This is a genomic window from Amorphoplanes friuliensis DSM 7358, assembly GCF_000494755.1.
In the GTDB taxonomy this organism is placed as follows: Bacteria; Actinomycetota; Actinomycetes; order Mycobacteriales; family Micromonosporaceae; genus Actinoplanes; species Actinoplanes friuliensis.
Genome location: NC_022657.1, coordinates 3,952,579 through 3,972,819, shown reverse-complemented (window position 1 = coordinate 3,972,819; position 20,241 = coordinate 3,952,579). Strand labels below are relative to the sequence as shown.

Below are 20,241 nucleotides of genomic sequence, written 5' to 3'. Positions count from 1 at the left end.
GGCGACTCACCAGGCCGGTTTCGGGTAGAGGAAGCCGGCCTCCTTGACCGGCTCCGGCAGCACGATCTTGATGCTGCCGCCCTGCCACTGCTGGATCATGTGCGCACCCTGCGGCTTGCCGGCGGCGTCCCAGCTGAGCGGTCCCACCACCGTCTCGACCTTGTTGCCGTGCACCCAGTCGACCAGCTTCTGCTGACAGTCACCCTGCTCGGCACACCCCGCGGCGGTCACGGCGGCCGCGACGACCTGGCCGGTCGTGTACGCGTTCGCCTGGTCCTCCTCCGGCTCCTTGCCGAACTGCGCCTTGAACTTCTCGACGAATTCCTTGTTGCTCTCGTACGGCGCGTCGGGGCTGTAGCCGGTCGGCGACAGCACACCCTCCGTCTTGTTGCCGATGGCCGAGGCGAACTCGGGATTGGTCGGCGCACCCGAGAACGCGGCCAGCTTCGGCTGGTAGTTCAGCTGCTGCAGGGCGACGATCAGGTTGACGCCGTCCTGGTACTGCGAGCCGCCCACCAGCATGTCCGCCTTCGACGAGGCGATCTTCGCCGCGATGCTGCTGAAGTCGGTGGTGTTCGGCGGGTACACCTCGTCGACCACGGTCCTTATCCCCGCCGCCTCGAGCTTCGCCTTCAGCCCGTACGCCGTGCCCTGCGCGAACGGGTCGTCCATGGCGGCGTACGCCACGGTTTTGGGCTTCTGGTCCGCCGGCAACGCCAGCAGGTAGTCGGCCAGGTGGTTGTAGTGGTCGTTCGCCACCGCGGGGGCCGCGTAGAACAGGTTCTTGAAACCCTGCTCGAAGACCTCCTTGGCGGCGCCGGCGGGCTCGACAAAAAGCATGCCGTACTCCTCGGCCACCCGGGCCGACGGAACGACCAGGCGGGTCGAGAACGGGCCGACCACCAGGTCGACCTTGTCGCTGCCGATCAGCTGCTCGTAATCGGCGACGACCCTGTCCGCGTTGGACTGGTCGTCCAGAATCTTCAGCTCGATCTGACGGCCGAGCAGACCGCCCTTGTCGTTGGTGATCTTCGCCCAGGCCTCGTAGCCCTCCTGGACACCCTTGCCGGGCTCGGAGAAGTCCCCCGTGAGCGGCAGCGAGATGCCGACGACGATCGGATCATCGGCGGAGTCGGACCCGCCGCCGTCGCCGCTGCACGCGCCGAGAGCGAGGATCAGAGTCGTGCCAAGGGCCGCAGCCCCACGTGTACGCCTAAGTGATGAACGCATCCTCGGAAGCTCCTTTGCCCGGGACGTAAGCGCTTGCGAAAGCGCTTACGTAGCCTAGGCTCAGTTTTGCGTCACTGGCAATAGCCTCGTAACACCAGCCTGACGCTCAGTGATCAACTTTCGGGAGAGAGTGGACGGATGCCCAAACCCGGCCCCAGGCTCCGCCTCGTCGACGTCGCCGAACGCGCCGGCGTCTCACTGGCCACCGCGTCCCGCGCCCTAGCCGGCCGCGACGGTGTGAGCGAGGAGGTCGCCACCCGCATCCGCGAGATCTCCCGCGAGCTCGGCTACGTCGCCAACCCGTACGCCCGCACCCTCGCCGGTGGCGCCAGCTCCACCGTGGGCCTGGTCGTGCACCAGGTGGACGACCCGTACTTCTCCGAGATCGCGGGCGGTGTCATCCAGGTCGCCGACGAACAGAGCCTGCTCGTGCAGATCTGCCACTCCGGCCGCGACCCCGACCACGAGCTCCGCCAGATCCGCCACCTGATCGCCCAGCGGGTCGGCATCATCATCATCGCCGGCTCCGGATACAACGACCCCCGCATCGAGGCCGAGGCGAAGGCGGAGCTGTCCGCGTTCCAGAGCCTCGGAGGCCGGGTCGCGGTCATCGGCCGCCACTCCCTGGGCGTCGACGCCGTCCTCCCCGACAACGAGGCCGGCGGCCAGGCCCTCGGCGACCACCTGGTCGGCCTCGGCCACCGGCACATCGCGGTCGCGGCGGGCACACCCGGCCTGACCACGGTCGCCGACCGCCTCGCCGGCGTGGCGGCCGGCCTGCGCGCCCACGGCCTCTCCCTCGACGACCTCCCCGTCGTCCACACCGACTTCACCCGCGACGGCGGCCGCGCCGCCGCCGACCAGATCATGACCAACCACCCGGCGACCACCGCGATCGTCGCCCTCAACGACGCCATGGCCATGGGTGTGCTGTCCGCCCTGCGCGCCCGCCGCACCCCGGTCCCGGACCGCGTCTCGGTGGTCGGCTTCGACGACGTCTCGGTCGCCGCCGACCTGGCCCCGAGCCTGACGACGGTCCGCCTGCCGATGACCGACATGGGCCGGATGGCTCTGGAGCTGGCGCTCAAACCGCGCTCGGCCCGCCCCCGCCGCCGCGCCACCGGCCACCGCTTGATAGTCCGCGACTCCACCGGTCCGGTCCCGGCTGTGTGATCCGGCCGCTCAACGGGGTACGAGACCGCCATGACTGCTCGTATCAACATGATTGCCATCGATGCTGTTGATCCTCGGCCTGTGGCGGAGTTCTGGGCCGCCGTCCTGGGCTGGAGGATCACCGAGGAGGAGGAAGACGGCATCAGCCTGGCCCCGGCCGATGCCGCCTGGCCGACGATCGACGTGCTCAAGGTGCCCGAGGGCAAGACCGTGAAGAACCGGCTGCACTTCGACGTGCGCGCCGACGGCAGCAGCACCGAGGAGGAGCTGGAACGCCTGCTCGGGCTGGGTGCCCGCAAGGTCGACGTCGGCCAGGGGTCCGACGTGAGCTGGACCGTCCTGGCCGACCCTGAGGGCAACGAGTTCTGCCTGCTCTCCCGCACGGTCCAGGAGGTGCTGGACCACTGAGCTCAGGCGACGTGGGTGAGGTATCGCTGGATGGTCTCGTCGAGGACCTCGCGGCCCGGGCGGGACCAGACGTTCTCGGCGAAGACCTCGACCTCGACCGGGCCCGTGTAGCCCGCCGCGTCGACGGCCTCCCGGAAGCGGCGGAGCTCGACGCAGCCCGTACCCGGGAGGCCCCGGCCCAGCAGGACGCCGGCCGGGAGGGGGGTGACCCAGTCGGCGGCCTGGAAGCAGGAGATGCGGTTCTCGCGGCCGGCGCGGGTGATCTGGTCCCACACCGTGTCGTCCCACCACAGGTGGTAGGTGTCGATCACGACACCGACGGCTTCGGACGGGTACGGCGAGGCCAGGTCCAGGGCCTGCTTGAGGGTCGAGACGACGCAGCGGTCCGAGCCGAACATCGGGTGCAGCGGTTCGATCGCGAGCTGTACCCCGACGTCCTGGGCGTGCGGGACCAGGGTGCCGACGGCCCGGCCGACGTGGGCGCGGGCGGCGTCGAGGTCGCGGCTGCCCGGGGGCAGGCCGCCGGAGACGAGGACCAGGGACGGTGCGCCCAGGGTGGCGGCCTCGTCGAGGGCGCGCCTGTTCTCGTCCTGCCAGCCCGGCTCCTGGAAGAAGCCGCCACGGCACAGCGAGGTGACGGCCAGCCCGGCGTCGCGGACGAGGGCGGCGGTGCGCTCGACGCCGTACGCCTGGACCTCCTCACGCCACAGGCCGACGCCGGTGACGCCGGCCTCCACGCAGCCGTTCACGAGGTCGGGCAAGGGCCAGTGTTTGGTGGTGGCCTGGTTGAGGGAGAAGCGTTTCACGGCTGCACCACCCCGGCGGTCGTCAGCCAGGCGCGGGCCCGGTGGGCGGCGAGGTCGGCGTCGGGGAGCAGCCCGGCCGCGTCGGCCAGGCGCAGGAGTGTGGCCAGGTGGCGGGGCGACCGGCCGCTCTGCACACCGCCGACCATCGTGAAGTGGTCCTGGTGGCCGGCCAGCCAGGCCAGGAAGACGATGCCGGTCTTGTAGTACCAGGTGGGTGTCTCGAAGAGGTGCCGGGACAGGGTCACGGTCGGGGCGAGGATCCGGTCGTACTCCGCGAGGTCACCGGTGTCGAGCGCTCGCAGCGCCGCGGAGGCCGGTGGGGCGATCGCGGCGAAGACGCCCAGCAGCGCCTCGGAGTGACCGTGGTCGTCGCCGCGGATCAGGACCGGGTAGTTGAAGTCGTCGCCGGTGTAGAGGCGGACACCGGCCGGGAGGCGGCGCCGCAGCGCGATCTCGAAGTCCTCGTCCAGCAGGGACAGCTTGATGCCGTCGACCTTGCCGGGGTGCGCGGCGATCAGCTCGGCCACCGTGTCGGCGGCCCGGCCCTGATCGCCGGCTCCCCAGTAACCGGCGAGCAGGGGGTCGAAGGCCGGTCCCAGCCAGTGCAGGATCACCGGCCGGCCGGAGTCGTCGAGCAGCTGCCCGTAGATGTCCAGATAGTCCCGGGCGTCGCGGGCCGCGGCGGCGAGGTGGCGGCTGCACATCAGGACCGGTCCGGCGCCGGCCTCCTGCACGTCGGCCAGCTGTTCGCCGTACGCCTTGCGGATCTCGTCGAGGGTCGCGGGGCCCGGCGGGAGCTGGTCGGTGGCGACACCGGCGACCACCGTGCCGCCGGCCATTGCCGCCTCGCGGGCCGAGCGGCGGATCAGCTCGCGGGCCGCCGGATAGTCGAGGCCCATGCCGCGCTGGGCGGTGTCCATGGCCTCGGCCACCCCGAAGCCGTGCGCCCACAGGTGGCGTCGGAAGGCGAGCGTGGCGTCCCAGTCGAGGACCGGTGGCGCGCCGGGGACGTTCTCGGCGGCCGGGTCGGCGACGACGTGGGCCGCGGCGTAGGCGACCCGGCCGGTGAACCGCTCCCCCGGCGCCGCCCACTCCGACCCTGTGCCGGAAAGTGTCAGCGGGCCGTCGGGCAGGTGCAGGGTCCGGCTCATCGGTCCAGCTCCGGCACCTCGAGGCGACGGCCCTCGCGGGCCGACTGCAGACCCAGCTCGGCCAGCTGCACCCCGCGCGCTCCGGCCCACAGATCCCACGTGTACGGGGCGTCCTCGGCGACGTGACGCAGGAACATCTCCCACTGCGCCTTGAAGCCGTTGTCGAACTCCTCGTTGTCCGGCACCTCCTGCCACTGGTCGCGGAAGCGCTCGGTCAGCGGCAGGTCGGGGTTCCACACGGGTTTCGGGGTGGTGGACCGGTGCTGGATGCGGCACCCGCGCAGACCCGCGACGGCGCTGCCCTCGGTGCCGTCGACCTGGAACTCGACCAGCTCGTCACGGTTCACCCGGACCGCCCAGGACGAGTTGATCTGCGCGACCACACCGCCCTCGAGCTCGAAGATCCCGTACGCGGCGTCGTCGGCCGTGGCCTCGTAGGCGTCGCCCTGCTCGTCCCAGCGGCGCGGGATGTGCGTGGTGACGTGGGCCGTGACCGTGCGGACCGGCGAGAACAGCTGCTCCAGCACGTAGTGCCAGTGCGGGAACATGTCGACGACGATGCCGCCGCCGTCCGCAGCCCGGTAGTTCCAGCTCGGGCGCTGCGCGGCCTGCCAGTCGCCCTCGAACACCCAGTAGCCGAACTCACCGCGTACGGAGAGGATGCGGCCGAAAAAACCGCCGGAGATCAAGCGTTGCAGTTTGCGGAGGCCCGGCAGGAAGAGCTTGTCCTGCACGACGCCGTGCTTGACGCCGGCGGTGTCGGCGGCGCGGGCCAGCTCGATCGCGCCGCTCAGCGTCGTGGCCAGGGGTTTCTCGGTGTAGATGTGCTTGCCGGCCTCGATGGCCAGGCCGATGGCCTTCTCGCGTTCGCTGGTGACCTGGGCGTCGAAGTAGATCTGGACGTCGGGGCGGGCCAGCGCGGCGCCGAGGTCGGTCGTGTAGTCGGTGAGGCCGTGGCGGGAGGCGACGTCGCGCAGCTTCGCCTCGCTGCGGCCGACGAGGACGAGCTCGGGCCAGAGTTTCGATCCGTCGTGCAGGGGCAGGCCGCCGGCTTCGCGGATGGCGAGCAGGGAGCGGACCAGGTGCTGGCGATAGCCCATCCTCCCGGTGACACCGTTCATGACGATCCCGATCGGGACGCGAGCGGACATTGGGCCGACCCCCTCAGGTAAGCGCTTTCCTGGCAGGCTACCGGCGCGCGGACACCTCAGGCAAGCGCTTGCCCCCGGCTGCCGATGGGCTACTCTGCACCCGTGGCGACTCTCGCGGACGTCGCGCGGCGGGCGGGCGTCTCGACCGCGACCGTGTCCCGCATCATCAACAACAGCCCCAAGCCCGTGGCCGAGGCGCTCCGTGAGCGTGTCCTCGCGGCGGTCGCCGAGCTCCAATTCGTGCCGAACGCCAACGCGCAGCAGCTGGCCCGGGCCGACCGCACCGCCGTCGGCGTGATCGTGCACGACGTCTCGGACCCGTACTTCGCCGAGATCACCCGCGGGCTGCAGCGCGTCGCCACCGATCACGGGCGGCTGGTCATCATCTGCAACAGCTACCGCGATCCCGAGCGCGAGCTGGCCTACGTGGACCTGTTGCACGCCCACCAGACCGCGGCGATCGTGCTGGCCGGCTCGGGGTACCACGACGCGCCGATCACCGCGCGGCTCGACGCCAAGCTGCGCATCTACGAGAGCACCGGCGGCCGCGTCGCGGTGATCGGCCGCCACGAGCACAGCGGCGACGCGATCGTCCCCGAGAACGAGCCCGGTGGGTACCTCGCGGGCGACGCTCTCTACCGGCTCGGCCACACAACCATCGGGGTCATCGCCGGGCCGCGTCACCTGACCACGACCACCGACCGCCTCGCCGGGCTGCGGCGCGCGGCCAAGGAGCACGGGCACCGGCTGACCGCCCGGCAGGTCGTCTACGCCGACTTCGACCGCAACGGCGGCCGGGCGGCGGCCGCCGAGCTGCTCGACCGCTTCCCCGCACTGACCGCGGTGGCGGCGCTGAACGACTCGATGGCCGTGGGGGCGCTGGCCTGTCTGCGGGAACGCGGCATCGACGTGCCCGGGCAGGTCAGCCTGATCGGCTTCGACGACATGCCGATCTCGGTCGACGTGACTCCGCCGCTCAGCACCGTCCGCCTGCCGCTCGAGGACATCGGCGTCCGGGCGATGTCCCTGGCCCTGCGCGAGGGCGAGCGGACCACCCCGCTGGTGGAGCACGCCGCCGCCGAGCTGGTGCTGCGGGGCAGCACCGCACCCCCGTCAGACGGTTAACTGTTCGGCGTCACGGTCGTCGATCGCCCGGGTCGTGCCGCAGTTGGTGCAGGTCAGGAAATATCGCGGCCGGCGCACCGGGAAGAGCGGGATGAAGAACAGGCTGAACTTCGTCGTCCGCTTGATCAGCACCTGCGCGGCGGTCGCACCGCAATAGGCGCAGACCATGATCGGCGCGGCGAGCCGACTGTCGGAGGAACGGAAACCGAAGATGAGGAACACGGGTCGACGGTACCCACGACCGGCAACGACCATGCCTCCCCGCCGCCCCGAACTCGACACGCTCCGCATAACGATCGTCATCGGGCTGGTCTTCTTCCACGCCGCCCTGGTCTTCGACGCGAACGACGACTTCTACGTCAAGAACGCCGGGACCACCGAGGTGACCACGATCCTGGCCGGCCTGGGTGTGGTCTGGGCGATGCCCCTGCTCTTCCTGGTCGCCGGTGTCGGCTCGTGGCACTCCCTGGCCCGGCGCGGACCCCGGACCTTCGCGGTCGAACGCCTGCTCCGGCTGGGTGTGCCCCTGATCTTCGCCACCCTGACGATCGTGCCGGTCCCGCAATGGCTGAGGCTGCGCTCCCAGAGCGGGTACACCGGCAGCTACTGGGACTTCCTGCCGTCGTTCTTCGCCGTCCACCTGTCGCCGCCGGACTTCCCGTTCATCGTCCAGGGCGACCACTTCGAGACCGGTCACCTGTGGTTCGTCGTACTGCTGCTGACCTTTTCCCTGATGCTCGCGGCCGCGGTGGCCTGGCTGCCGCAGCCCGGGGAACGCCTCGCCGCGGCCGTGCGCCACCCGGGCGTGATCTTTCTCCCGGCGCTGCCGATCACCCTGGTCAACGCGGTGGCCGGGCTCGAGGAAGGCTTCGCGGCCTGGAACCGCTGGGTCTACCTCCTCTTCTTCCTGTACGGATATGTCCTCGCCACCGATCCGCGTTTCACCGAGGCGTTCCGCCGCCACGCCCCCGCGGCGGCGGTGCTGGCGTTCCTGGCGTTCGGCGCCTGCTCCCCCGGCTTTCTGAGCGACGGCGCCGACCCGTTCACCGGCAGGTCGGCCCTGGCCGTCACGACGCGGGTGTTCTTCAGCATCTCCGGGTGGTGCTGTCTCGTCGCGATCCTCGGCTTCCTCGAACGCCGCCGCCGGGTGCCCTCGACCGGCACCGGTCGCGGGCGCGCCTACCTGGGTGAGGCCGCGTTGCCGGTCTACGTCCTGCACCAGCCGATCGTGGTGGCGGTCGCCTACGTCGTGGTGTCCTGGGACGCGCCGATCGTGGTGGGATATGCGGTGATCGTGGTGATTTCGCTGGTCCTGACTTTCGCGGCGTACGACGTGCTGGTCCGGCGTACGCGGGTGACCCGTTTCCTGTTCGGGATGCGGGCGGGGGACAATCGGGCGTGAAGATCGAGATCGAGGCGACCGCGGACCTGTGGTTCGGTCCTGGACTGCCCGTCCGTGCGGCCTCCGCCGTCGCACCTTTCGGCGACGGCTGGCTCGTCGTCCAGGACGACGCGACGCACGCCGCCTGGCTGCGGCCCGGTGGCATCGAGGCGGTCCGGGTCGCCGACGCGGTCGACGGGCACGAGACGTTCAGCGCGGCCGACGGGACCAAACATCTCAAGCCCGATTTCGAGGCGGCGTGCCCGGTGCCGGGAGGTGTCCTGCTGCTGGGCTCGGGCTCGACCGGCGCCCGGATGCGGGCGTCGCTGGTCACTCCCGACCCGGCGGTCACGACGACCGACCTGACGGCGGTCTACCGGCGGGTCGCCGAGGTGCTCGGCCTGCGCCCGGACCGCCTCAACCTCGAGGGTGCGTGCCTGGTCGGCGACCGGTTGCGGTGGTTCCAGCGGGGTGGGTCCGCCGCCGTCGACCTGGACTTCCCCGGTCTGCTGGACGTGCTCACCGGCCGGGCCGAGCCGGACGCGGTGACCGTGCGCGCGGCCGGTCACTGGGACCTGGGCAGCGTCGCCGGTGTCCCGCTGTCGATCACCGACGCGGTCGCGCTGCCCGACGGCCGCATCGTGGTCTCCGCGGCCGCCGAGGACACCCCGAACCCCGTCGACGACGGCCCGGTGGTGGGGTCGGCCCTGGCCCTGCTGGACGACACCGGGGTCCTGGCGATCGCCCCGGTGCCGGACGGGCCCTACAAGATCGAGGGGCTAGCCGTGCGGCAGGCCGACCCCGCCGGTGTGTCACTGATCGCGGTGGTCGACGCGGACGATCCGCTGCTCCCGTCGACCCGCCTCGACCTGCGCCTGCACTGGTGACGTTACGACCGGCACTTCGAGGGGATTAGGACGACCATGGCGACGATTTTGGTGACGGGGTCCAGCGACGGCATCGGGCTGCAGACCGCCCGGACGTTGATCGAGGCGGGGCACCGCGTGATCCTGCACGCCCGCAGCGAGAGCCGGGCCGAGGGGCTGCCGTCCGAGGCCGCCGGAGTGGTGATCGGCGACCTGACGTCGCTGGACGAGACGAAGGCGCTGGCCGCCGCGGCGGGCGCCTGCGACGTCGTCATCCACAACGCGGGTGTCGGCGGCGGGCAGAGCGAGCCCGTGCTCACCGGCGACGGGGTGGAGCGGATCTTCCAGGTCAACGTGCTGGCGCCGTACGTGCTGACCGCTCTTGTCCCCTGGCCCGCGCGCCTGGTCTATCTCACCTCGGGGCTGCAGTCCGGTGGTGAGGTGCACTTCGACGACCTGTCGTGGCGGTCGCGGCGGTGGGACGGCATGCAGGCCTACAGCGACTCGAAGCTGTACGACGTCATGCTGGCGTTCGCGGTCGCGCGCCGCCGGCCCGGGACACTCAGCAACACGGTCGACCCCGGCTGGATCCGTACGCGGATGGGCGGCGCCGGGGCCACCGGTGAGCTCAGCGAGGGCGCCGACACACCGATCTGGCTGGCGACCTCCGACGAGCCGGCGGCCAAGGTCACGGGGCGGTACTTCAACCGGCGGCAGGAGCTCCGGGCGAACCCGCTGGCGTACCGGGAGGATCTGCAGGAGGAGCTGCTGGCGGCCTGCGCCGAGCTGTCCGGGGTCAAGCTGCCGGACTGAAAACTCAGGTCCCGGGGGAACGGGCCGATACGGGGTGAGTGCCGGACACCCGCCTGCCCGTTCCCGTGGAGCCTTACGGGGTGTTCGTCGCGCTCGCGCGTGAGGTGCACGACCGGACCATGAACGGTCACCACGACGAGGCGCTGGTCCTGGCCGACCGGGCCGAGGCGATCGCCGCGATCCTCGGCGACGAGCGGGCCCAGCTGATGATCCGCCAGGGCCGCATGTACGCCCTGCTCGCCCTCGGCCGCCTCAGCGAGGCACTGGTCATCGGGCAGACGCTCGCCGAGGACCGGCAGCTCGTCGGGCCGCGCGCGAGCCAGGCCAAGGCCCTCGCCGACCTGGCCGAGCTGCTGATCAAGCTGGGCCGCATCGACGAGGGGCTGCACTGGCTCGCGCGGGCCACGACCGCGCTCGACCTCGCGCCGCACGACAGCCTGCGGTACTTCTCCGCCATCTGCTCGGTCGGTGACGCCGCGCAGGCCGCCGAGCTCTACGAGCTGGCCGACGACTGCGCCCGGCTGGCCGCCGACGCACTGGCCGTCGACGAGCTGTTCCGGGCGGCCGGGCGGCTGCAGCACGCGGAGATGCTGCTCGAGTGGGCTCTGCGCCTCGAACAGGTCGGGCGGGCGACGGAGGCACGGCTGCGGCTCGACCGCAGTGTCGCTCTCATGCGGGAGCACCTCAAGGCACACCCCGACGCCCCGCTGGCCACGGCGATGCTCGCCCTCGGCCTGGCCCGGACGGGCCGGCCCGACGACGCGATCGTGCTGATCCGCCGGATGCTGCTGCCGTTGCGCGCCGCGGGTCAGACCCACGAGGTACGCCTGCTGCACCTCGCGTACGGGTCCGCGCTGCGGGCGCTCGGGGACCGCGCCGGGGCCCACCGGGAGTTCACGGCCGCGCAGGAGCTGGCCGGGCAGACCGGGCAACGGCTGATCATCGGGTACGAGCTGGCCGACCTGGCCGGGGAGCGGGCGCCGAGCGAGGCCACCCGGACGATGAAGGCGACCCTGCGGGAGCAGGTCGGGCACCTGTGGCGACAACGGCTCGACCGGCGGCTGATGCTGCAGCAGGCCCGGCGGCGCGCCGAGCTGGAGCTCGACCGGGAGCGGGCCGAGGGTGTCGCCGCCTCCGACGCCCTGACCGGGCTCGGCAACCGCCGCACCTTCGACCGCCGGCTCGGCGAGCTGCACGGCGGCACCTCGCTGATCCTGATCGACGTCGACAAGTTCAAGGGCATCAACGACGCGTACTCCCACGGTGTCGGCGACGGTGTGCTGCGCGGGGTCGCCGAGGTGCTGCGCGCGCACTGCCGCGAGGGTGAGGTCGCGGTCCGGTTCGGCGGTGACGAGTTCGCGCTGTTCCTGCTGGCGGACCTGCCCGCGGCGAGGCGGATCGCCGAGCGCATCCGCCGGGTCGTCGTCCGGCGCGACTGGGACGAGCTCGTACCGGGGCTGCGGGTGACGCTGAGCATGGGGCTGGCGGCGTACTCGGAGGGTATGACCGGCAGTGAGCTCTTCGACCGGGCGGACACGCAGCTCTACGCCGCGAAACGGCAGGGACGCAACCGCCTCGCCGCGTGAGTTCCACCCTGAGCGGGCACGACCGGCCGAGGTGACGGAGAATCAGCGACCATGAGCGATGCTGCGACTCCCCGCGTCCGTGACCTCGACATCGTCGTCTACGGCGCCACCGGCTTCGTCGGTGTGCTGGTCGCGGAGTACCTCGCCGGGCACTCCCCCGCCGGGACCCGGATCGCGCTCGCGGGCCGGTCGGCGGAACGGCTCGAGGCGGTCCGGGCGAAGCTCGGCGTGGACTGGCCGGTGCTGGTCGCGGACGCCGCCGACGAGCCCGCGCTCGAGAAGATGGCCGCCGCCGCGCACGTCGTGATCACGACCGTCGGGCCGTACGCCCGCCACGGCCGTCCCCTGGCCCACGCGTGTGCCGCCGCCGGCACCGACTACGTCGACCTGACCGGTGAAGTGCTCTTCGCCCGGGCGAGCATCGACGAGAACGACGACCTGGCCCGCTCGACGGGCGCCCGGATCGTGCACTCGTGCGGTTTCGACTCGATCCCGTCCGACCTCGGTGTGCACGTCCTGCACCGCCGGGTCTCCGACGACGACGCCGGCGAGCTGACCGACACGACCCTGGTCGTGACCAGCCTCAAGGGCGGGTTCAGCGGCGGCACGATCGACTCGATGCGGAACCAGCTGGACGTCGTCCGCAAGGACCGTGACCTGCGGCGGGTGGCGGCGAGCCCGTACTCGCTGAGCCCGGCGCGGGACCGCGAGCCCGACCTCGGCCGCCAGGACGACATGGCGTCGCTGAAGGCCTCGGACGTCGACCCGGCGCTGCGCGGCAGCCTCGCGCCGTTCGTGATGGCCTCCTACAACACCCGGGTGGTCCGGCGGAGCAACGCGCTGCGCGACTTCGCCTACGGCCGCAAGTTCCGTTACCGCGAGGCGATGAGCACGGGCACGTCCCCGCTGTCGCCGGTGATCGCCAAGGTCATGAAGCTCGGTCTCGGTGCCGTCGTTGCCGGGCTGTCGCTGCCGCCGACGCGGTTCGTGCTCGACCGGATCCTGCCCAAGCCCGGCGACGGGCCCGACGAGAAGGCCCGCAACTCGGGGCACTTCACCATGGACCTCTTCACCCGGACCACCACCGGCGCCCGCTACCGGGCCCGGGTCCGGGCCAAGGGCGATCCCGGGTACGCCGCCACCGCCGTCATGCTCGGCGAGTCCGCCCTGACTCTGGTCCACGACCGGGACAAGCTCCCGGCGTCCGGTGGCGGTGTGCTGACCCCGGCCACCGCACTCGGGGACGCGCTGGTCGAGCGGCTGCGCGCCGCCGGTCTGGAGATCAGCGCGCGGCCCTCCTGAGGACTGTCCGATAGGGGCAATACCCTGGTCATACGCTCCTCCCGGCGGTAACTTGCGCGGATGTTGCGCAGAGCCGCTGTTGCCCTCTCGGTCGTGACCACACTGGTCCTGGCAGGGGCCGCCCCCGCGGGCGCCCAAGCGCCGCCGTTCCGCCCCGGGGCCGCGGGCATCGGTGACCCGTACTTCCCGCTGGCCGGCAACGGCGGCTACGACGTGCGGCACTACGGGCTCGACATCACCTACACACCGGCGACCGACGTGCTGGCCGGTGTGGCCACGATCAGCGCGCGGGCCACACAGGACCTCTCGGCGTTCAACCTCGACTTCGACGGGCTGACCCTGCGGTCGCTGACGGTCGACGGCCGGCCGGCCGCGTGGACCCGGGCGAACGGCGAGCTGACGGTGACACCGCACCGCGGGCTGCGCCGGGGCACCGCCTTCACAGTGGTGGCGCGCTACGACGGCGTGCCGCAGGTCATCGACGACCCCAACCTCGGCGCCTCCGGGGTCTTCGCCACCGACGACGGCATGGTCATCGTCGGGCAGCCGGAGGTCGCATCGACCTGGTTCCCGGTCAACGACCACCCGCTCGACAAGGCGTCGTTCACCACCCGCATCACCGCACCCCAGGGCCTCGAGTCGGTGTCCAACGGCGTGCTGCTGAGCCGTTCCACCCGCCGGGGCTGGACGACGACCACGTGGGACGCCCGCGAGCCGATGGCGCCCTACCTGGCAACCGCCACCGTCGGCGAGTACGACGTGAAGGCGTACAAGTCCGGTGGCGTGAAGTACTGGGACGCGCTCGACCCCAAGCTGTTCACGCCGCCCGCCGCGCCGCGCACCGGCAGCCGGATGGCGCTGACCCAGGACGGCGAGCCGTCGTACAAGCGGCTGACCAGGAGCATCGCCGTCCCCGCCGGGGGCGCGACCCTCGGCTTCCAGGTCACCCGGGACACCGAGGAGGGCTGGGACTTCTTCTTCGTCGAGGCGCGGACGGCCGGCGCCGAGGACTGGACCACCCTGCCGGACACCGGCGGCCACAGCAGCGCGGAGACCGGAGCCCTCTGCTCCTACGCCCCCGAGCTGCACCCCTTCCTGCTGCACTACCTGACACCCGGCGAGGACGACTGCACACCGACCGGCACCAGCGGGACGTGGTCCGGGGCCTCGGGGCGCAGCGGTGGGTACGAGCCCTGGTCGATCGACCTCTCCGCGTACGCGGGACGCAATGTCGAGGTGTCACTGAGCTCGGTGAACGACCAGTCGGTCACCCTGCCGGGCGTCTTCGTCGACGACGTGGTCGTCTCGACCGGCGAGGGCACCACGTCCTTCGAGGACGACGGCAACACCCTCGACGGCTGGGTCCCCGGCGGCCCGCCCGCCGGCAGCCCGGCCAACCCCAGCACCTGGATCTCCGGTACGGCCGCAGACCTGCCGCCGACCGCCGGTGACATCGCGACCGGCTCGATCGCCCGCGAGCCGGAGATCGTCGGTTTCCTCGCCGACACCTTCGGCCGCTACCCGTTCAAGGCCTCCGGCGGCATCGTCGACAGCACCGACGCGTTCGGCATCGCGCTGGAGAACCAGACGCGTCCCGTCTACGCCCAGGGCTTCTTCACCACGCCGGAGAGCGGCGACAGCGTCGTCGTCCACGAGCTGGCCCACCAGTGGTACGGCGACAGCCTCGCGGTGGCCCGCTGGCAGGACATCTGGCTCAACGAGGGCTTCGCGACCTACGCGGAGTGGTTGTGGAGCGAGCGCGAGGGTCTCGGCACCGCCCAGGAGAACTTCGACAACCTCTACGGCATCTTCGCCGACGACCCGGACTTCTGGGCGCTGCCGATCGGCGACCCCGGCCCGGAGCACCTCTTCGACACACCGGTCTACGTCCGGGGCGGCATGACGCTGCACGCGCTGCGCAAGGAGGTCGGCGACACCGCCTTCTTCCGGATCCTGCGGACGTGGGCGGCCACGAAGCGCGGCCAGAACGTCACCACACCCGAGTTCGTCACGCTCGCCGAGCGGATCTCCGGCCGGTCCCTGGACACGTTCTTCCAGACCTGGCTCTTCACTCCGGTACGCCCGGAGGTGACGCCCGCACCGGTGCGCGCGAAGATCGCCGGGCCGAACCTCGTCGTCAAGCGCTGGCTGCGACGCTGACCGTGTCCAGCGCGGTCGTCGATGTTGTCATCGCCGTTGTCCTGACCCTGGCCCTGACCGCACTGGCGGCGTCGGCCGTCGTCGAGTGGATCGGCAACCTGACCCACAAGCGGGCCAAATATCTGCTGCGCGGCCTGCGCAACATGCTCGACGCCGCCGGTGACGCGGGCCGGACCGCCAAGTCGGGCCCGCTCGCCGGCGCCGAGGCCGAGAACGCGATCTACCGCAAGGCGCTGGCGCCCGGCGACGGCACGACCGGGGACCTGACCGCGCGGCTCTTCGACCACCCGATGCTGCGGGCGATGATGCAGCCCCGGCGGTCGGCTGCCGGCGAGCGGACCCGGGTGCCGCCGTACGTGCCCGCGGAGATGTTCTCGCGGGCGCTGGTCGACACACTGACCCCGGACGACGGTGACCCGCTGACCCTCGACCGGGTCCGGGCCGCCGTGGCCGCGCTGGACGAGTCGATGCCCGCGCGGAAGGCGCTGCTGGGTCTGGCCGTCAGGCCTGCACCGCCGGGCAAGCCGCCGACCGGGCCACGTGTGTCCGCGATCTGGTCGCCGCGGCGGACGGCACCGGGCGCACGCTCTGGTGGCCCGACGACTGCCCGGGGAGTTTCCAGTCCTGTGTGGGCCTGCCGGGTCAGGAGCCCGGTGCCCGTGACTGGCTCCTGAAGCTGCTCGGCCTCGTCCTCACGGCCGCGGCGGCGGCGCTCGGGGCGCCGTTCTGGTTCGACCTGCTCAACCGCTTGGTCAACCTGCGCAGCACCGGGAAGCGGCCGGATCCGGCGATCTGACTTCGTGGCATGCCGGAAACAACGAAGTCACATAGATTGATGTCCACAGCAGAGCGCGGCCCGCCGACGTCCGCCCTTCTCGCACGTCGGCGGCGCCGTGCCGCGACGAAGGGGATGTGGCGATGACGTACCGGAACACGGACGGACCACGGATCAGCCGTCGTGCCCTGCTGGCGCTGGGTGCCGGTGTGACGGCCGCGCCCGTGCTCAGCGCCTGTGGGGGCGTGTCCACCAGCGGCACCAGCGGCGAGGCCGGCACGGTCACCCTGATGTCCAACCAGTTCAGCCCCGTCGAGGAGAAGCAGCGCTTCGAGAAGATCCTCAAGGACCGCGTGACCGCCGAGAAGGTCGCGTTCAACCAGGTCGATACCGGCATCTTCTCGTCGACGATCCAGACGCAGGTCGAGGCGGGCAAGGTGCAGGTGGGTGTGGTCGGCGCCCTGCACGGCGACCTCGCGCAGCACACCTCGCGGCTGATCGACCTCGACGACGTCATCGGCTCGCTCGGCGACCGCGGGTTCGCCCCCGAGCTGACCGGCCTGGCCAAGCTCGGCGGGGGCACCACCAAGTACGTCCCGTGGATGCAGGCCAGTTACGTCCTCGCGGTCAACAAGAAGGCCCTGGAGTGGCTGCCCAGCGGCGCCGACGTGCAGAAGCTCACCTACGACCAGCTGCTGAGCTGGACGACGGCGGCGCGGCAGGGCAACGGCGGTAAACCGGTCTTCGGCATCCCGGCCGGTGTGAAGGGTCTCTACCACCGGTTCTTCCAGGGGTTCCTCCTGCCGAGCTTCACCGGCGCGCAGATCACCGCGTTCCGCTCCGCCGAGGCCGTGACCGCCTGGGAGTACATGAAGGACCTGTGGGCGCAGACAGCGCGCGGCTCGACGACGTACGACAACCTCCAGGAACCGTTGCAGCGCGGTGAGGTGCTGATCGGTTTCGACCACGTGGCCCGGCTCGTCGGGGCGCCCGCGGACAAGCCCGACGACTGGCTGATGGTGCCGGCGCCGACCGGGCCGAAGGGCCTCGGGTACATGCTCGTGCTGGCCGGGCTCGGCATCCCGAAGGGCGCGCCCGAGACCGACAAGGCCAAGGAGGTCATCAAGGCGCTGACCACCCCGGAGGTGCAGCTCGACGTGCTGCGGCAGAACGCGTTCTTCCCGGTGACCAACGCCCAGGTGCCCGCCGACCTGCCGGGTGCGATCGCGCTCGCCCAGCAGGCGATCAAGGCCCAGCGGGACGCGCCGAAGGCCCTCCTGTCGCTGCCCCCGGTCGGGCTCGGCGCCCGCGACGGTGAGGTCGGCCAGATCTTCAAGAACTGTTTCAAGGAGATCTGCCTGGACAACAAGCCGGTGCGGCAGGTCCTCGACGCGCAGGCCGGTCAGCTCAACGCCATCCTCGACGAGCTCAAGATCCCGTGCTGGCAGCCGGACCCGGCCGGCAACCCGTGCCGGGTGGCCTGATGGCCCGTCGAGTCCGGCCGCCCGCGGCGGTCCTGCTCATCGCCCCGTCCCTGATCTTCATGACGGCGCTGTTCCTGTGGCCCCTGATCGCCGGCATCGGGCAGGCCTTCACCGGACCGGACGGGCCGACCCTGGCGTACGTGCGGCGCATGGTCGACGACCCGTACTTCTGGGAGGCGACGCGCAACACGGCGCTGCTCATCGTCGTGCTGATCCCGCTGCAGTTCGTGCTGGCCCTGACGATGGCGCTGCTGCTGCGGCAGCGGCCGAAACTGGCCGGTCTGCACTTCTACATCTGGGTCGTGCCGCTGGCGATCAGCGACCTCGCGGCCGGGCTCGTCTGGCTGTCCATCTTCACCGACCGCGGTTACCTCAACTCCGTGCTCGACATGCTCGGCCTCGGCTCGTACGCGTGGCTGTCCTTCGAAAATCCCACGAGCATGTTCGTGGCGGTGGTGATCGCCGAGCTGTGGCGGGCCACCTCGCTGGTCTTCGTCATCGTGGTGGCCGGCATGCAGGGCATCCCCCGGGACTACGACGAGGCGGCCGCCGTCTTCGGGGCGACCTACTGGCAGCGGGTGCGGCACGTGATCCTGCCGCAGCTGCGGCCCAGCCTCCAGGTGGCGCTGATCCTGCGGACCATTCTTGCCCTCGAGGCGTTCGCGGTCGCGCAGGCGCTGACCGGGCGCAACCTGCCGCTGCTCGTCGGTGAGACCTACCAGTGGTACTACTCGCTGCAGAACCCGAACGTCGCCACGGCGATCGCCCTGGTGGTGCTGGCCCTGTCCATCGTGGCGGCGATCGGCTATCTGCGGCTGATGCGGCGAAGCCCGGAGATCAGCGGATGAGGGCCGGACGGATATGGGTGCAGATCGGCTGCATCGTCATCACGCTCTTCATGGGCGTACCGATCTATCTCATCGCGCTGGCGGCGCTGTCGAGCCGCGAGTCGCTGAACACGTTCCCGCTGCCGCTGCTGCCGACCGACGTGTCCGGCGAGACGATGACGACGTTCCTGCAGTCGACCGGCATCGTGGGCGGCCTGCTCAACTCCCTGACCATCGGCCTGAGCACGGTGGTGCTGGCCCTGCTCATCGGGCTGCCCGCCGGGTACGCCCTGGCCCGGTACGCGTTCAGGGGCCGGAACCCGTACCAGCTCGGGCTGCTGCTGACGCGGGCACTGCCGATCGTGGTGCTGTCGGTGCCTCTGGCCCGGATCTTCCTGGACACGGGCCTCTACGACACGACGTACGCGGTGACACTGCTGCACACGGCGCTGGCCCTGCCGACCACGATCCTGATCACCTCGGCGATCTTCCTGGGCGTGTCCCGCGAGCAGGAGGAAGCGGCGATGATCTTCGGCGCCTCGCCGCTGAAGGCCTTCGTCCGGGTGGTGGTGCCGCAGGCGCTGCCGGGGATCGCCGCGTCGGCGATGTTCACCTTCGTGCTCTCGTGGAACGAGGTGCTGGGCGCCAGCATCCTCACCCTGAACAGGCGCACCCTGCCCGCGCAGGTGCTCGCCACGCTGGCGGACTCCCCGCTGGCCTTCCGTTTCGCCGGTGGCCTCGCGCTCGTGCTGCCGGCCCTGATCTTCATCGCGGTGGTACGCCGCTACCTGCTCAACATGTGGGGGACCACGCTCCGATGACGGGGGACGACTGATGGCCGGTGTAGTGGTCAGCAACCTGGTGAAGACGTACCCGTCGGGCAACCGGCGGGCCACCGACGACGTCACCCTGGAGGTCGCCGACGGCGAGTTCCTGGTGCTGGTCGGCCCGAGCGGCTGCGGCAAGACGACGCTGCTGCGGATGGTCGCCGGTCTGGAGACGCCGGACAGCGGCACCGTGACGATCGGCGGGCGGGACGTGACGGGTCTGCCCGCCCGCGAGCGCGGCCTGTCGATGGTGTTCCAGTCCTACGCGATCTTCCCGCATCTGAAGGTGCGGCAGAACATCGGTTTCGGGCTCACCATGCGCAAGGTGGGCAGCCAGGAGTGGGAGTCGCGCGTACAAAAGGCGGCCGAGCTGCTGGACCTGACCGACTATCTGGACCGCTATCCGGCCCAGCTCTCGGGTGGTCAGCGGCAACGTGTGGCGGTGGCTCGCGCAATCGTCGTCGACGCCGACGTGCTGCTGATGGACGAGCCGTTGTCGAACCTCGATGCCCTGCTGCGCATGCAGTTCCGGGCCGAGCTGAAGAAGATCGTCGCCCGGCTCGGCACCACCACGCTGTACGTGACCCACGACCAGGCCGAGGCCATGTCGCTCGGTGACCGTGTCGCGGTCATGCGCGACGGCCGCATCGCCCAGCTGGGTACGCCCATGGACGTCTACGACCGGCCCGGGGAGAAGTTCGTCGGCAGCTTCCTCGGCGCTCCCCCGATGAACTTCTTCACCGCGGCGGTCCGTCAGGAGGGCTCCGGCGTCCGCCTGCGTGTCGGCGACGAGGAGCTCGCCGGGCCGGACCGGCTGGCGCGGTGGTCCGGCCGCGACGTGCTGGTCGGGCTGCGCGCGGAGAACATCGAGGTCTCCGCCACGGCCGAGGAGGGCTGGCAGAGCGCGGAGGTCGAGGTGGCCGAGCCGACGGGTGCCGCCGTTCTGCTCACCGTGCGCTGGGGGCCGCACGAGCTCAAGGTGCAGGCCGGGCCCGGTTTTGCCGCGAAACCGGGCGACCGGGTCTGGCTGCGGGGGCCGGTGACGGCGCTGCGGTTCTACGACCCGGAGACCTCCCTGGCGCTGCCGGCCGGCTGACGCCTCGGATGCATTTTCGTAACCGCACCCCTCTCCCGGCCGGGAATGGCGATAGTGAGGGTGCGGCAGGCGGGGGCTCG

Annotated in this window: 20 protein-coding genes; 15 read left to right on the top strand and 5 right to left on the bottom strand. The window is 71.3% G+C overall.

Annotated elements, in window-relative coordinates:
• Window positions 1-6 precede the first annotated feature (6 nt).
• On the bottom strand, window positions 7-1,230 hold the full coding sequence (locus AFR_RS18455; protein WP_023362313.1) for an amino acid ABC transporter substrate-binding protein: 1,224 nt from the start codon (window positions 1,228-1,230) through the stop codon (window positions 7-9).
• 138 nt (window positions 1,231-1,368) lie between these two features.
• On the opposite strand from AFR_RS18455, the gene AFR_RS18450 reads away from it, so the two are divergent.
• Window positions 1,369-2,403: a LacI family DNA-binding transcriptional regulator gene (locus tag AFR_RS18450; RefSeq protein WP_023362312.1), complete on the top strand. Its 1,035-nt coding sequence runs from the start codon at window positions 1,369-1,371 to the stop codon at window positions 2,401-2,403.
• A gap of 81 nt (window positions 2,404-2,484) precedes the next feature.
• Window positions 2,485-2,811 (top strand): VOC family protein, encoded by a 327-nt coding sequence (locus AFR_RS18445; protein ID WP_023362311.1) that lies wholly within the window; start codon window positions 2,485-2,487, stop codon window positions 2,809-2,811.
• A gap of 2 nt (window positions 2,812-2,813) precedes the next feature.
• Here the strand turns inward: AFR_RS18445 and AFR_RS18440 are convergent, their stop codons facing one another.
• Genes AFR_RS18440 through AFR_RS18430 form a run of 3 tightly spaced genes read right to left on the bottom strand, consistent with a single transcriptional unit; the run spans window position 2,814 to window position 5,919 of the window.
• A complete protein-coding gene (locus tag AFR_RS18440; protein ID WP_023362310.1) occupies window positions 2,814-3,617 on the bottom strand; it encodes a sugar phosphate isomerase/epimerase family protein in 804 nt (267 codons plus the stop codon).
• A complete protein-coding gene (locus AFR_RS18435; RefSeq protein WP_023362309.1) occupies window positions 3,614-4,768 on the bottom strand; it encodes a DUF993 family protein in 1,155 nt (384 codons plus the stop codon). Before AFR_RS18435 ends, AFR_RS18440 begins: the two co-directional genes overlap by 4 nt.
• A complete protein-coding gene (locus tag AFR_RS18430) occupies window positions 4,765-5,919 on the bottom strand; it encodes a Gfo/Idh/MocA family protein (RefSeq protein WP_023362308.1) in 1,155 nt (384 codons plus the stop codon). The genes AFR_RS18435 and AFR_RS18430 overlap by 4 nt, the downstream gene beginning before the upstream one ends.
• Before the next feature lie 102 nt (window positions 5,920-6,021).
• Here AFR_RS18430 and AFR_RS18425 point away from each other — a divergent pair, with 102 nt between their 5' ends.
• Window positions 6,022-7,044, top strand: coding sequence for a LacI family DNA-binding transcriptional regulator (locus AFR_RS18425; RefSeq protein ID WP_023362307.1), 1,023 nt, complete (start codon window positions 6,022-6,024; stop codon window positions 7,042-7,044).
• On the opposite strand, the gene AFR_RS18420 is transcribed toward AFR_RS18425, so the two are convergent.
• Window positions 7,033-7,266, bottom strand: coding sequence for a zinc ribbon domain-containing protein (locus AFR_RS18420; protein ID WP_023362306.1), 234 nt, complete (start codon window positions 7,264-7,266; stop codon window positions 7,033-7,035). The genes AFR_RS18425 and AFR_RS18420 overlap by 12 nt on opposite strands.
• A gap of 31 nt (window positions 7,267-7,297) precedes the next feature.
• On the opposite strand from AFR_RS18420, the gene AFR_RS18415 reads away from it, so the two are divergent.
• The 12 genes from AFR_RS18415 to AFR_RS18360 all read left to right on the top strand — a co-directional run bounded on the left by AFR_RS18415 (window position 7,298) and on the right by AFR_RS18360 (window position 20,161).
• Window positions 7,298-8,446 carry an acyltransferase family protein gene (locus AFR_RS18415; protein WP_023362305.1) on the top strand — a complete coding sequence of 383 codons (1,149 nt, stop codon included), beginning with the start codon at window positions 7,298-7,300 and terminating at the stop codon, window positions 8,444-8,446.
• Window positions 8,443-9,312, top strand: a complete 870-nt coding sequence (locus AFR_RS18410; RefSeq protein ID WP_023362304.1) for a DUF6910 family protein — start codon at window positions 8,443-8,445, stop codon at window positions 9,310-9,312. The genes AFR_RS18415 and AFR_RS18410 overlap by 4 nt, the downstream gene beginning before the upstream one ends.
• 36 nt (window positions 9,313-9,348) lie before the next feature.
• A complete protein-coding gene (locus tag AFR_RS18405) occupies window positions 9,349-10,104 on the top strand; it encodes an SDR family NAD(P)-dependent oxidoreductase (protein WP_023362303.1) in 756 nt (251 codons plus the stop codon).
• 38 nt (window positions 10,105-10,142) lie between these two features.
• Window positions 10,143-11,690: a GGDEF domain-containing protein gene (locus tag AFR_RS18400; RefSeq protein ID WP_023362302.1), complete on the top strand. Its 1,548-nt coding sequence runs from the start codon at window positions 10,143-10,145 to the stop codon at window positions 11,688-11,690.
• A gap of 51 nt (window positions 11,691-11,741) precedes the next feature.
• Complete coding sequence (locus tag AFR_RS18395; RefSeq protein WP_023362301.1) at window positions 11,742-12,992, top strand: saccharopine dehydrogenase family protein; 1,251 nt, start codon at window positions 11,742-11,744, stop codon at window positions 12,990-12,992.
• Between the two features lie 60 nt (window positions 12,993-13,052).
• A complete protein-coding gene (locus tag AFR_RS47460) occupies window positions 13,053-15,152 on the top strand; it encodes a M1 family metallopeptidase (protein WP_202964005.1) in 2,100 nt (699 codons plus the stop codon).
• 2 nt (window positions 15,153-15,154) lie between these two features.
• Entirely contained in the window at window positions 15,155-15,826 is a 672-nt protein-coding gene (locus tag AFR_RS18380) for a hypothetical protein (RefSeq protein ID WP_023362299.1), read from the top strand.
• A complete protein-coding gene (locus AFR_RS46785; protein ID WP_023362298.1) occupies window positions 15,781-15,948 on the top strand; it encodes a hypothetical protein in 168 nt (55 codons plus the stop codon). Before AFR_RS18380 ends, AFR_RS46785 begins: the two co-directional genes overlap by 46 nt.
• 122 nt (window positions 15,949-16,070) lie before the next feature.
• Entirely contained in the window at window positions 16,071-17,411 is a 1,341-nt protein-coding gene (locus AFR_RS18375) for an ABC transporter substrate-binding protein (protein WP_023362297.1), read from the top strand.
• A complete protein-coding gene (locus tag AFR_RS18370; RefSeq protein ID WP_041842376.1) occupies window positions 17,411-18,259 on the top strand; it encodes a carbohydrate ABC transporter permease in 849 nt (282 codons plus the stop codon). The genes AFR_RS18375 and AFR_RS18370 overlap by 1 nt, the downstream gene beginning before the upstream one ends.
• Before the next feature lie 17 nt (window positions 18,260-18,276).
• Window positions 18,277-19,059 carry a carbohydrate ABC transporter permease gene (locus tag AFR_RS18365; protein WP_023362295.1) on the top strand — a complete coding sequence of 261 codons (783 nt, stop codon included), beginning with the start codon at window positions 18,277-18,279 and terminating at the stop codon, window positions 19,057-19,059.
• Between the two features lie 13 nt (window positions 19,060-19,072).
• Window positions 19,073-20,161: an ABC transporter ATP-binding protein gene (locus tag AFR_RS18360; protein ID WP_023362294.1), complete on the top strand. Its 1,089-nt coding sequence runs from the start codon at window positions 19,073-19,075 to the stop codon at window positions 20,159-20,161.
• The last annotated feature ends 80 nt before the right edge of the window (window positions 20,162-20,241 follow it).